At 40.8% G+C, this 13,399-nt stretch carries 8 protein-coding genes; 5 read left to right on the forward strand and 3 right to left on the reverse strand.

Annotated elements, in window-relative coordinates:
* Positions 1–64: 64 nt before the first annotated feature.
* Positions 65–1,564 carry a RagB/SusD family nutrient uptake outer membrane protein gene (locus tag GQO80_RS04580; RefSeq protein WP_157207146.1) on the reverse strand — a complete coding sequence of 500 codons (1,500 nt, stop codon included), beginning with the start codon at positions 1,562–1,564 and terminating at the stop codon, positions 65–67.
* Between the two features lie 7 nt (positions 1,565–1,571).
* Positions 1,572–4,598, reverse strand: a complete 3,027-nt coding sequence (locus GQO80_RS04585) for a SusC/RagA family TonB-linked outer membrane protein (RefSeq protein WP_157207147.1) — start codon at positions 4,596–4,598, stop codon at positions 1,572–1,574.
* 341 nt (positions 4,599–4,939) lie between these two features.
* Between GQO80_RS04585 and GQO80_RS04590 the strand changes: the two genes are divergently transcribed.
* Together GQO80_RS04590 and GQO80_RS04595 are read left to right on the forward strand one after the other, a co-directional pair.
* Positions 4,940–6,550: a DUF6377 domain-containing protein gene (locus tag GQO80_RS04590; protein WP_157207148.1), complete on the forward strand. Its 1,611-nt coding sequence runs from the start codon at positions 4,940–4,942 to the stop codon at positions 6,548–6,550.
* Positions 6,551–6,903: 353 nt separating this feature from the next.
* Complete coding sequence (locus tag GQO80_RS04595) at positions 6,904–8,385, forward strand: sulfatase family protein (RefSeq protein WP_157207149.1); 1,482 nt, start codon at positions 6,904–6,906, stop codon at positions 8,383–8,385.
* A gap of 14 nt (positions 8,386–8,399) precedes the next feature.
* On the opposite strand, the gene GQO80_RS04600 is transcribed toward GQO80_RS04595, so the two are convergent.
* The gene (locus GQO80_RS04600) at positions 8,400–9,152 is read right to left on the reverse strand and encodes a DeoR/GlpR family DNA-binding transcription regulator (RefSeq protein WP_157207150.1); all 753 of its coding nucleotides are present in this window, start codon (positions 9,150–9,152) and stop codon (positions 8,400–8,402) included.
* A gap of 165 nt (positions 9,153–9,317) precedes the next feature.
* On the opposite strand from GQO80_RS04600, the gene GQO80_RS04605 reads away from it, so the two are divergent.
* The 3 genes from GQO80_RS04605 (at position 9,318) to GQO80_RS04615 (ending at position 13,280) form a co-directional block, all read left to right on the forward strand.
* A complete protein-coding gene (locus GQO80_RS04605; RefSeq protein ID WP_232333113.1) occupies positions 9,318–10,865 on the forward strand; it encodes a glycerol-3-phosphate dehydrogenase/oxidase in 1,548 nt (515 codons plus the stop codon).
* 64 nt (positions 10,866–10,929) lie between these two features.
* A complete protein-coding gene (gene glpK / locus GQO80_RS04610) occupies positions 10,930–12,420 on the forward strand; it encodes a glycerol kinase GlpK (RefSeq protein WP_157207152.1) in 1,491 nt (496 codons plus the stop codon).
* 131 nt (positions 12,421–12,551) lie between these two features.
* Positions 12,552–13,280 (forward strand): MIP/aquaporin family protein, encoded by a 729-nt coding sequence (locus tag GQO80_RS04615; RefSeq protein ID WP_157207153.1) that lies wholly within the window; start codon positions 12,552–12,554, stop codon positions 13,278–13,280.
* Positions 13,281–13,399: the final 119 nt, after the last annotated feature.

Consider the following 13,399-nt stretch of genomic DNA (forward strand, 5'->3'; position numbering starts at 1 on the left):
CCGTTATATGTTATTGGCATATTTGCTTTGTTGTCCATTTTCGGTCGTGCCCATGCCAGGGTTTTTAATTTGCATATCCTGGATTTTGCGTTAAACCAGGGTTGGCGTTGAGGGCCGATGTTGGAATGGGGAACAATTTCCTGAACTCGCTTGAGGCGCCCCTAAATTCATTGGGCTGTAAAAATGTTCCAAAACGGATCATGTCCTGTCTTCTGTGTCCTTCCCAGTTCAGTTCAAAGGTTCGTTCCCTGTAAACATCCATTAAGGTAGGATTGGCAGAAAGGGCATCCAATTTAGCACGCTGCCTTACCGCATCAACAAGCGGTTTGGCGGCCGAGGGGTTGTTTAAGCGCACATGGCACTCAGCCTGCATTAAAAGGATGTCGGCATACCTGTAAATGGGGAAATCGTTGGAGGCACCGCCACCGTCCATATTGCCGGCTGGGTAAAATTTCAGGCCGCGAATGCCCGCTTGTGGCGCAGCGCCCGGATCGTCTAGGGAAGTAACCTCCATGGCGTAATTAACGCCACCAGGCTGTGGACCGAAGATGAATTGCCTTCTCCTAACATCATTTTCATCATATTGCAAGAAATATTGTTTTGGCACAATGGTACCGTTCCAACCGCTGTAACCAAATACGGCCTGGGCGTGTGGGCCCATAAGGGTCCTTACCCCATAAATGTTGCGCGACACAATGTTAACGCTTGCGTACATGGCCAAAATGGTTTCGTCCGCGGGCAGCACGTCCCCAAAAAGATCATAGTACTGCGAACCGAACGGGCTAGAGGTATTTTCGGCCGATGGGTGCAATGAAAAACCACCTTTGCTTATGGTTTCGCAGGCCTCTAGGCACGCTTGCCATTGTGGGGTACCTGAATACACTTCAGCATTCAAATATACTTTGGCCAATAAGGCATAACCTGCCCACTTGTTAAAACGGCCATAATAATTGCCCCCTTTTTCGGGAGAGAGCAAATCAACGTTTTCAACCAGTTCATTTACAATAAAATTATAGACTTCCAGTCTGCTTGCTTGTGGAATTTGATCGATGGTTACATCGTTCTTGGTGTAAAAGGGCACGTTGCCATAATCATCCATAAGCAGGTAGTAGAAGAAAGCGCGCAGTACCTTCGCCTCAGCTATTTTAGAAGGTGCAGCTTCGGCGCTAACCAGCTGGTCCACCGCTAAATTGGCATTAAATATAGAGCGGTACAGCCAGTTCCAGGTGTTGTTTACAATTAAATCGGTTGGCAACCATTCGTGTTTGAACAAACGGGCAAAATCCAGTTGCCAATCGCCCGTATTTCTGTGTGGGATTACCTGTTCATCGGCGCTCATGGCATTCAAGTCGTACCAGCCATTATCGGCACCGGCATAGCCAACGCCATCCCAATTGCCGGCCACTTGTGCATATACGGCGGCCAAAGCTACATCAGAACCTTCGGGTGTGGCGTAAAATGCGTTTGCCTCGTACCTGTCGTACACATTTTCATCTACATTGGTGCAGGCAACCATCAAAAGGATGCTTAAAAATCCTGTTAAAACTATATTTTTTCTTTTCATGTCCTTTTTAATTTAATTTTATATCTAAACCAATAACAAAGCTTCGGGTGCGCGGATAAATACCATTATCGCCACCAAACCCGTTACCTCCTGTAAAGTTGAGCTCTGGGTCGATTCCTGAATAGTCGCTTATCAATAGAAGGTTGTTGCCCGTAATTGATAGGCGAACAGCGTCGATATATTTGATTTTGTTGAAGTTGAAGGTGTAACCGGCGGTTAAATTCTCAAGCCTTAGGAAATCGCCTTTTTCCAACCACAGATCCGAGCCGTAGCGCGAATTATAGATGCCCAGATGAACGCCGCTTTCCAACACATTGGAACGCCCCACGTTTTCCAAATAACTTAAGCTGGATTTTAACCCATTGTATATTTTATTGCCTCCAGAGCCTCTCCATAGCATGGCCACATCAAAATTTTTGTACTGGAAGGTAGGATTGAAAGCATAGGTATAGGTTGGCAGTGCAGAACCTTGTAGCATTCGGTCCGGGCTTTGGTTGCCCTGGTCTATAATGCCATCGTCGTTTACGTCCAAAACGGTTTCAGAATTGGCATCGTCCTTCCCGGTATGGTGCAGGATGTTAAAGCTGCCAATGGGTTGTCCTTCAATTAAATAGGAATTAGGCCCCCAAGGTACATAATTGGTGTTTAATGGCACGCCGTTTATGCTGCCGCTCAGGCTTTTAACCTCGTTTTTCAAAAAGGAAACGTTGCCTGCCAAGGTTAAGGACATATCGTCCGTATCAATGGCGTCGTATGCAAGCGAAAGTTCCAGCCCTTCATTTAAAATGCTTCCCACATTCGCCTTTATGGTGCTGTATGGGTAGGGTGGTTGTGGTACTGTATAATCAAACAATAGATTGTCGGTGGTGGCTGTATAGGCATCAACGGTGCCGCGCAAACGGCCTTCAAGAAGGGCAAAATCCACACCTATATTGAATTGTTTCTTGGTTTCCCAGCGTAAATCGGCATTCGCATTTTGGATCACGTTGAAGTTTGTAATTTGTTGCCCTCCAAAATAAGTAACCCCTGCGCCGCCAACCAACGACAATGCGTTTTGCGGGTACAAACCTTGTTGGTTGCCCGTAACCCCGTAGCCACCGCGCAGTTTCAGTTCTTTAAAAATAGTTTGGTTTTCCATAAAGGGCTCTTGGTCTATTTGCCATGCCACCGAAGCCGACGGGAAATTGCCCCACTTGTGGTTGGCACCAAATACCGACGACCCATCGCGCCGCATACTTACGGTTAGCAGATAACGATCCATAAAGGCATAATTAACACGCCCTAAAAATGAAATTAAGGTACGGTCATTTTTATATGAAGAAACATCACCGGGGCGAACGTTTGATAAATCGCCTAGCTGAAGGGCATTATAGGTTGCAATATTATTGATGAAACCCCGCGCTTGGGCATAATTGCCTTGGTAGGTTTGGTTTTGCCATTCGTACAAAGCCAAGGCATTGATGCTGTGCTCTCCAAATACTTTTTTATAGGAAAGACTGATGTTCATCAATTTCTCATTTTGTTTGTTGTTTACAATATTGGCAAAACCTTTTTGGTCGATGGCGTTGGCACTTGTAGATTCTACCGGAAGGAAGAAGCCATTGGTGTAATTGGTTTTTCGCCAGCTACCAAACCAACCCAGCGTTAAGCCTTCATACACATCCAGATCGGCTTTTAAACTGCCGAACAAATTGTCCTGTTGGCTTTCATTAACAACGGTTTGGGCTACTGCGTAGGGGTTAAGGTACTGGAAAACGTTCGGGTCGTTAAAGTAGCTGCCATCTACATCCAAAACAGGATCGGTAGGGCGCATTAAGTACGCATTGGTAATAAGGTTTGAGGTGAAGGACGCCCGCCCAATGCTTTGTACCGTACCGGTATTTTCAATAATTCCGCTGTTAAGGTTATAGCTTAAGGTTAACTTGTCGTCCAAGGCCTTTTGGGTGGCTACAATGCGCCCAATATATTTTTGGTTGTTTGAATTGATCACGACGCCATCCTGCAAAATGGCGCTTATTGAGGCGCGGTAATTAAACTTGTCGGTACCGCCCCCAAATGATAAAGTATGACTTTGTGTAGCGCCATTTTGTGTTAATAGGTTGTACCAATCGGTATTTGAACCGTGGTTTGCCGAGGCTGGAACCCCTGAAAGCTGTGCCTGCGTCCACCATTGGTCTGCATTAAGCATATCTAATTTTTCAGGAATATAATCTACCGAGTAACTGCCCACATATTGCAGGGTGGTTATGCCCGCCTTATTTTTTTTGGTGCTTACAATAATAACGCCAGCAGCCCCCCTAGAGCCGTATATGGCCGTGGCCGAGGCATCCTTTAATATGTCAACCGTAGCAATTTCACTTGGAGGTATCTGGCTCAACAAGTCCATGTTGCCCTGTACCCCATCAACCACCACCAAAGGGTCGTTGCCACCAATAAGCGATGAAATACCGCGAATTCTCACACTTGGCGAAGACCCAGGCTCACTGCCGGTTTGGTTGATGTTTACCCCCGCCGCTTTACCGGAAATGAGCTGTAACGGACTGGCTATTGCGCCTTGGTTCATGTCCTCCTCGGCTACCGAGGCTACCGCGCCGGTAACATCCTTACGTTTTGTGGAACCGTAACCTACCACCACAACTTCGTTTAAGGTACTGGCGTTAACCTCTAAACCATATATTTGGTTGGTATTGCTGGGTTTCACTTCCAAAGGTTTATAACCTAGGTAACTTATAACAAGGGTGGCAGAACTGCTAGATACCGATAGGCTAAATTTACCATCAAAATCGGTTACTACCCCATTGGAAGTGCCTTTTTCAATAACGTTTGCTCCAGGCAGGGGCATGCCGCTCTCATCGGTAACCTGGCCATTGGCTACAAACTGTTGTGCATTAACCCCCATGGCACTTGTGGCCATATTATTTTTTAATAAGGGTACTGGGTACGCCATGCTGGATGCGAAAACCAACAAGAACATTAGTTTAAGCATTACATTTTTAAAAAATCCTTTACGATTTTCAATTGGTTCTCTTCTCATATAATACAGTTTAGTTTACTTTTTCGCTTAAATAAGCACATTTGTTTAGTTGTTTGAACAATAGATAATTAGATAAAATGGGTTGAACGATTATTGTAAAGATAGAGGCTTTATTGAACGGCAAAAAAATGTTGATATAAAATCAAGAAATGTTTTTATGTTTTAAATATTTATATTTTTGATATTCAATTAGATAACATTGATTTGTGAAATGTTAGAATCAAGGTTTTTTTTTTAGAAATCAAGGTTGATGTTTTGTTATTTTGTTACAAATGTTGGTTTTTTTTATCTACATTCGTATAAATGAACAGGAATAATTGCGATTTTAATTTTTAGACACAATGAGTAAACATTTTATTTTAATTGTTTTTATGCTAAGCCTGAAAGGTTTTTCTTTTCAAAAGGATACCATTCTTCAACAATTGGAGTCAACCATCAATAAAAGGGAAGTATTTGTAAAAAAGAAATATGCGGCAATTGAAAAAATCAAGAAAGAAGCAACAAAACATGTGTGGAATGGCGATCAATCAAAACTCTATGAGGATTATCTTTTGTTGTTCAAGGAATACCAATCGTTTAGGTACGATTCGGCTTATTATTACATTGAGCAAGCTAAATTGGTCGCTAGAGCAATTAACGACCCCGTAATGATTTCCACAATAAAAATTAAAGAAGGTTTTGTGCTTATGTCGTCTGGACTGTTCAACCAAGCCATTGACACCCTTAATAGTATTAATTTTGAAACTCTTACAGATGTCTATAAATTTGAATATTATTCCGTAAAGGCAAGAACTTATTATGATTGGGCTGATTATATTGGAGATAATCGCTTTAGTGCCGATTACATTGAAAAGGGCAGTGATTTTCTATTAAAAGCACTTTTTTATGTGAAACCAGCAACTAATGAATATTGGAGTACAGAAGGTTTACGAAGGCTTAAATCGCAGGATTGGGGAGGTGCCAAAGAAGCCTTTGAAACTTGGATAGCCAATTTTAATTTGCCTACCGAGAATTATGCCATAGCGACCTCTTCGTTGGCACATGTTTATTCTATGCTTGGGGACAATGAAAAAAACATCCATTATTTAACACTTGCCGCCATTGCGGATATACAGAGTGCTACCAAAGAAACGGTTGCGTTACGCAACTTGGCAAGTGAACTTTTTAAGGTTGGAGACTTAAAAAAGGCATATAAATATATTGGTATTGCCATGGAAGATGCTACCTTTTATAATGCCCGTCATAGAAAAGTAGAATTATCCTCGATTTTGCCCATTATAGAGAATGCCCAAATTAAAAAAACACAAGGACAAAATGTTACCCTGAGCGCAATAATTGTTATACTTTCCATTTTAGCAATACTAGTTGTGGTTTTCTTGTTTATTATTTTTAAACAGCTTAAGGCACTCAAAAAATCCAGACGCATACTTGCCCACTCTAATCATAAACTTAAAAAACTTAACACGAATTTGAGGGAAGCCGATCGTATTAAGCAAGAATACATTGCTTATTTCCTTAAAGTATCGTCTGATTTTATTCATAAAATTGACCAAATCCAAAAAAGTACTTATCAAAAAATTATGGCTAAAAGACCTGAAGAGGTTTTTAGTGTATTAAAAAAATATAGTGTAAAAAAAGCGCGCATCCATCTATTTCAGCAATTTGATGAGGTTTTTTTAAAGCTTTTCCCTTCCTTTCTGGATGATTATTACAACCTATTCCCTGAAATAGAACGTGTACATGTTAAAACTGATACATCCTTAAACAATGAGCTTCGCATATTTGCATTATATAGGTTAGGGGTACAAGACAGTAGGCAGGTTGCTGATTTTCTTGAATTATCCGTGGCAACGGTATATTCCTATAAAACACGCATAAAGAACAAGTCCAATTTTAAGGAAAACTTTGAGCAAAAAATTATGGAGATCAAACAGTTTGAAGTAAATGAATAATTGTAGTTAAATATGTCATCTTTGTTATGCTTTGTTGTGAAACCCCAATATTTAGATAAAAGCATGTCCATTAAAGCCATGTGTAAGCGCATGAATTATTCAATTAAAAATGTTAGATTGTTTTAATAATTGCACACCGAAAATGCAAAAAGAATAGTCTATTTTAAGCATTAAGGTTTGATAATACTAAGATAAAATTAACGGCTATTTTTATCCAAATCGTCTTCTTTTGCATTATATTCTCCTATCATAAAATCTTTAGATAGAAACTTTGTCTAAAAACGCAAAAATCACTTTCGTTTTATTTCGTTTTTAATTTTTTTTATTAAATTTGAAATTAAATAAAACTAATCATGAAGAATTTGCTCATGTTATTTTTGGTTATAAGTGTTTTCAGTTGCAAGACAAACGTTGAAACAACCGTTAATAAAAAAAGCGAAAAACCCAATATTTTGTTAATAGTAATTGACGATCAGGGGTATGCGGATTTTTCACCATTTAAAGAACATGATAAAAGCATTTCAACTCCCAATATCACCCGATTAGGGAAATCGGGCACCGTTTTTACCCAAGCCTATGTAACGGCACCCGTTTGTAGTCCATCAAGAGCGGGGATTTTAACAGGTAAAAATCAGTTTCGATGGGATAAACCCGCTAGTTGGGGCCCTGGTTTGCCCAACAATGTAAAAACCATAGCCGAATATTTAAAAGAGGCAGGGTACGAAACGGCACGAATTGGCAAGAACGATTTAGGGCGTAATTTTCATAAATATAATGTTCGTGAATACCCTTTAAACCATGGTTACGATGAGTTTTTAGGCTTTAGTGCCCACGCCCATGATTATTGGTTGAGTTCCAATAAAATTAAAGAACGCACCCCCGATCCCTACGGTACCAGTGCACTTTTAGGGCCATTGATGCACAATATGGGCGAGAAAAGTTATGAAGAAGGCTATCTAACCGATATTTTAACCGATGAATCCATTGCCTACATAAAAAGAAAACGCGAAAAACCTTTTTTCTTAACGCTGGCGTACAGTGCGGTGCATCATTTAATCCATGAGGTTCCCAAAAAATATTTAGACAAATATGGTGCTAAGGAAATACCAAACTACGACCCCGATAGTTTGATGGCTTTTGAAAAATACAAACCGGGTACTTATTCGGCTTATTATGATAAATATTCCCGCGTTGGAGCGATAAAAGCGGAAGAATTACGCAATTACTATTTGGCAAATCTTAACTGTTTAGATGATAATATTGGGCGTGTTTTGGATGCCTTGAAAGAACAAAAATTAGACAAGAACACCTTAATTGTTTTTATTTCAGATAATGGGGGCTCGCCCCTTACGGGTGCCAATAATGCACCCCTTACAGGCGGCAAATATGCGCTTTGGGAAGGCGGCATACGCGTGCCATTGGCTATAAGTTGGGCAGGTAATGTTGCGGCGAATAAAGTGGAAACCAGGTATGTTTCAGCAACCGATATTTTACCAACATTATTAAATGCTGCAGGTATGCCCGTTAAAGACGAAACACTCGATGGTATCAGCTTATTGAAACCCGACCCCAATAGGTTGTTGGTTTGGAAATGGCAAAAAACCTGGGCCGTTAGGCAAGGCGATTGGAAATTGACCAACACCAACGAAAACCACTGGAAAAGCGAGCCTTCCGTACAATATATCGCACCCATTGTGGATAACATGGAACTGAAACTTTTTAATGTGGAAACAGACCCCGGAGAGCGTTTGGATTTGGCCAAAAAATTCCCTGAAAAGGTAAAAGAATTAGAACAGGCTTATGTGAATTGGTGTGAAGCAAATATTCAGCAGTAATGGTTTTTTAGTGTTTAAACAATCGTCACTTTCACGCCTTTTTCTTCAAGTTTTTTCTTGTTGAATGAGGAAATACCGCTGTCGGTTATAATTTCGTTAATGTCGCTGATGTCGCAAATTTTGGCGAAACTTTTTTTGCCGAATTTTGAGGAGTCTGCCAACACAATGGTTCGTTGTGCCGATGCCAACATTTTTTGATTCAATTGTGCTTCTTCCAGGCTTGTTGTAGATAAACCATAATCGAAATCAATGCCATCAACGCCTAAAAAAAGTTTGCTGCACGACACATTGCTCAGTATTTGTGCCGCATACGAACCTATAACAGAAGCTGAACTGTGCCTAATATAACCACCAAGTTGCAAAATTTCAATGTTTTTATTGTGAATTAAATGCAGTACAACATATACGGAAGCGGTGATAACCGTTAGTTTTTCTTTAGGGTTTATGAATTTTGAAAGTGCCTGAACGGTTGTGCCGGAAGCTATCATAATCGAGTCGTATTCTTCAATTAATTTGGCAGCGGCTTGGGCAATACCGTTTTTTTCTTCAACTGAAATTTTTTCTTTTTCAACAACGGCGCGTTCATTTATATAGGGGTTTTCTAAAGAAGCACCACCATGCGTTCTGTAAAGCAATCCTTTTTTTTCTAAAAGTTTTAAATCTTTTCTAATGGTAACGGCCGAAACTTCTAGGGCTTCGCATAACTCTAAAACTTCAATATGTTTTTGCTTTGCAATCTTTTGCAGGATAATTTCGTGTCTTTTCATGTAAACAAATATAATAAAATGAAAGAAATTGAAGTTTAAAACTTCAAAAATAACACAAAAAGTTTCGTTTAGTTTCGATATATCATTTATTTTTCTATATTTGAAACAAAATAAATTAAATTAATAATTAAAAGAAAGCGACGCGTGTTTGGTAGAAGTGCATTAGTGAATCAATTAAAAGAACAGTCTCAATGGGATGTTATTATTGTTGGTGGTGGTGCCACAGGTTTAGGAATCGCATTGGATAGTACCACAAGAGGTTACAAAACCTTACTTTTAGAACAGGTTGATTTTGCCAAAGGCACTTCCAGCCGAAGTACCAAACTGGTTCATGGTGGTGTGCGTTATTTGGCACAAGGTAACATCGACTTAGTTAAAGAAGCGCTTTATGAACGCGGGCTAATGCTGAAAAATGCTTCCCATTTAGTTCGCAACCAATCTTTCATCATTCCCAATTACAAATGGTGGGATGCTTTTTTATATACTGTCGGATTGAAAATATACGATTTTTTGGCTGGTAAATTAAGCTTCGGAACATCACTTCGTATTTCAAAAAACGAAACGGCATCACGCTTAAAAACCATAAAACAAGAAAATCTTAAAGGTGGTGTGGTGTATCATGATGGGCAATTCGACGATTCCAGATTGGCCGTTAACATCGCACAAACCGCTATTGAGCAAGGCGCAACGGTTTTGAATCATTTTAAAGTTGAAAAACTACTTAAAAATGAAGCGGGCATCGTGAATGGTGTTGTGGCCAAAGACGCAGAAACCAATACCGTTTACAGTCTAAACGCCAAGGTAGTCATTAACGCTACGGGTGTGTTTTCAGACGATATTTTGCAAATGGATGATGCCCTGGCTAAAAACAGCATTCGCCCCAGCCAAGGCGTGCATTTGGTTCTGGACAAATCGTTTTTACCGGGCAACGACGCCATTATGATACCTAAAACAGATGATGGTCGCGTGCTGTTTTTGGTGCCTTGGCATAACAGGGTGGTTGTGGGAACTACCGATACCTTGTTGGATAGCCATAGCTTGGAACCCACAGCACTTGATAAGGAAATTGAATTTATATTGGAAACGGCCAACAGGTACTTAATAAAACAGGTTACTAAAAACGATGTGCTTAGTATTTTCGCTGGGTTACGTCCGTTAGCAGCACCTAAAGATAAATCGGAAAAAACCAAGGAAATATCAAGAAGCCATAAAATTATTGTTTCTAAATCGGGGTTGATAACCATTACGGGCGGAAAATGGACCACGTATAGGCGTATGGCGCAAGACACTTTAAATAAGGCCATCGAACTGGGTAAACTGCCGGCATCTAAATGCAAAACAAAGAACTTGTTAATTCATGGAGCAGATGGTAGCACTGACACATCCCAGCATTTGTATATTTATGGTAGCGATACGAAAGGGATTCGTCAACTTATTGATGAATCGCCAGAACTGGGTGAAAAAATCCATCCCAGACTGGAGTTCATTAAAGCTGAAGTTGTGTGGGCCATAAGAAATGAAATGGCGCGAACCGTTGAAGATGTGTTGGCAAGACGTGTAAGAGTGCTGTTTTTAGATGCGGAAGCAGCCATAGAAATATCGCCAATGATCGCTACGATGTTAGCCAAGGAATTACACAAAGATAACGAATGGAAACAAGGGCAAATCTCCAATTTTATTGAAATTGCGAGCCGCTATGTCATTAAAAACTAATTTTGAAATTAATAACTAACACCAATAACGTTTTTTTACGTTTTTTTGGTAACGCAATTTTCTTATGGAAAAATACATACTAGCACTAGACCAAGGTACCACCAGTTCCAGAGCCATCGTTTTTAATAAAAAAGGCAGTATCATTTCGGTTGCTCAAAAAGAGTTTACACAATATTTCCCAAAACCAGGGTGGGTAGAACACGACCCTTTGGAAATTTGGTCCACACAAGCTGGTGTCGCTGCGGAAGCACTGGCAAAAAAAGGGTTAAACGTTGAAAACATAGCCGCAATAGGCATCACCAATCAGCGGGAAACCGTAGTGGTTTGGGATAAAAATACGGGCAAACCTATTTACAACGCTATTGTTTGGCAGGACAAACGCACTTCCGATTATTGCGATGCGCTAAAAAAACAAGGAAAGGAAACGCTAGTACGTGAAAAAACAGGGTTGGTTATTGATTCCTATTTTTCAGGGACGAAAGTAAAATGGCTGTTGGATCATGTGGAAGGTGCCAGACAGAAAGCCGAAGCAGGCAATCTTATTTTGGGGACTATCGATACTTGGCTCGTATGGAATTTTACCAAGGGCGCACAACACATTACCGATGTTACCAATGCGTCCCGTACCATGTTGTTCAATATCAATACCATGGATTGGGATGATGAACTTCTGGAATTGCTCACCATTCCCAAAAGTATGCTGCCGGAAGTGAAGCAATCCAGTGAAATTTACGGGCATACAAAATCGACGTTTTATGATGCCAATATTCCCATCTCAGGAATTGCGGGCGACCAACAGGCGGCCTTGTTCGGGCAAATGTGCACCAACCCCGGCATGGTTAAAAATACCTACGGAACAGGTTGCTTTATGTTGATGAATATTGGTGAAAACCCCATTGTTTCTAAAAACAATTTGCTAACTACCGTCGCTTGGAAAGTGAACGGAAAAACCAATTACGCCTTGGAAGGCAGCGTTTTTATTGCAGGTGCTGTGGTGCAATGGTTGCGCGATAGCTTAAAAATAATACGAACTTCTGCTGAAGTAGAAGCATTGGCAAGTTCGGTTTCAAACTCCGATGGGGTCTATTTTGTGCCTGCATTTGCGGGTTTAGGCGCACCACACTGGAACCAGCAGGCCCAGGGCACTATTTTTGGATTAACGCGCGGCACCACCGATGCGCACATTGCCCGGGCAGCCATTGAAGCCATTGCCTACCAAACCATGGATATATTAAAAGCCATGGAAAAAGATTCAGGAATAACCATTAAGGAATTGCGTGTAGATGGTGGTGCCACCGTAAACAATACGCTTATGCAGTTTCAGGCAGATGTTTTGAATACGGTAACCGTACGCCCTAAAATTGTAGAAACCACAGCCATGGGAGCCGCCTTTTTAGCTGGTTTAGCAGTTGGTTATTGGGAAAGTCCTGAGGAAATTGAACAAATATGGCAAACCGACACCTATTTCAACCCGAATACCGATAGAAAAGAAATTGAAAAAAGCATCAAAGGTTGGTACAAAGCCATTGCTGCCCTAGAATATTGGACGAAATAAAATGCCTCTAGCTTCCGAAGGGAAAACAATTAAAAATATTAACTAACAACGAATGATGATTAACCAATTAAGAATTTTAATGTTCAAAGCGCGTTAATTGTTGTTCGTTAATCATAAATCAGTTTTAATCTATGACACCATTCATTTCAGAAATCATAGGAACGGCCATCCTTATTTTGTTAGGCGGCGGCGTAGTTGCCAATGTAGTATTAAACAAAACCATTGGCAACAATAGCGGGTGGATAGTTATTACCACAGGGTGGGCATTGGCGGTTTATGTGGCCGTAGTTATTGCAGGGCCTTATAGTGGCGCGCATATCAATCCGGCGGTGAGTTTGGCACTGGCTGTAGCTGGCAAATTTCCTTGGGAAGAGGTGCCTTTATATATATTAGCCCAATTTTTAGGGGCCATGTTGGGTGCTTTTCTGGTTTGGCTTATGTATAAAAATCATTTTGACGTTACTGATGATGGCAATGCCAAAAAGGCGGTGTTCTGTACCGCACCGGCAATTAGACATACAGTTTCTAACTTTTTAAGTGAAGCATTGGGCACTTTTGTTCTTATTCTCACCATTTTATATTTCACCGATGCCACCATTACCGATACGCAAACTGTGGTGGGATTGGGCTCGGTGGGTGCATTGCCTGTTGCTTTTTTGGTTTGGTCTATTGGTTTATCGTTAGGGGGCACCACTGGGTATGCCATCAATCCTGCGCGCGATTTAGGGCCTCGAATAGTGCACGCCTTAGTGCCTATTAAAAACAAAGCATCCAACGATTGGGGCTATGCATGGGTGCCGGTTTTAGGCCCTATTGTAGGAGCCATACTAGCGGCCTTGTTAATGTTAGCGCTATCTTAATTAAGTTAAATGCCATATTATTTGCTTTCACTTAAAGAAGTTTTGTGGGGTGTTTTGAATAATCGGTAACTAAAAACTATCTTTAGGGTAGTTTTTGTGTTTTTAAAAAGCTCAAGTTT

The organism is Mariniflexile maritimum, from assembly GCF_009746565.1.
Lineage (GTDB): Bacteria > Bacteroidota > Bacteroidia > Flavobacteriales > Flavobacteriaceae > Mariniflexile > Mariniflexile maritimum.

Excerpts from the sequence above, each read along its gene's own strand:
- GQO80_RS04590 (WP_157207148.1), top strand. The coding sequence starts at position 4,940 with ATGAGTAAACATTTTATTTTAATTGTTTTTATGCTAAGCCTGAAAGGT.
- GQO80_RS04595 (WP_157207149.1), top strand. The coding sequence starts at position 6,904 with ATGAAGAATTTGCTCATGTTATTTTTGGTTATAAGTGTTTTCAGTTGC.
- GQO80_RS04580 (WP_157207146.1), bottom strand. The coding sequence starts at position 1,564 with ATGAAAAGAAAAAATATAGTTTTAACAGGATTTTTAAGCATCCTTTTG.
- GQO80_RS04585 (WP_157207147.1), bottom strand. The coding sequence starts at position 4,598 with ATGAGAAGAGAACCAATTGAAAATCGTAAAGGATTTTTTAAAAATGTA.
- GQO80_RS04600 (WP_157207150.1), bottom strand. The coding sequence starts at position 9,152 with ATGAAAAGACACGAAATTATCCTGCAAAAGATTGCAAAGCAAAAACAT.
- GQO80_RS04615 (WP_157207153.1), top strand. The coding sequence starts at position 12,552 with ATGACACCATTCATTTCAGAAATCATAGGAACGGCCATCCTTATTTTG.
- glpK (WP_157207152.1), top strand. The coding sequence starts at position 10,930 with ATGGAAAAATACATACTAGCACTAGACCAAGGTACCACCAGTTCCAGA.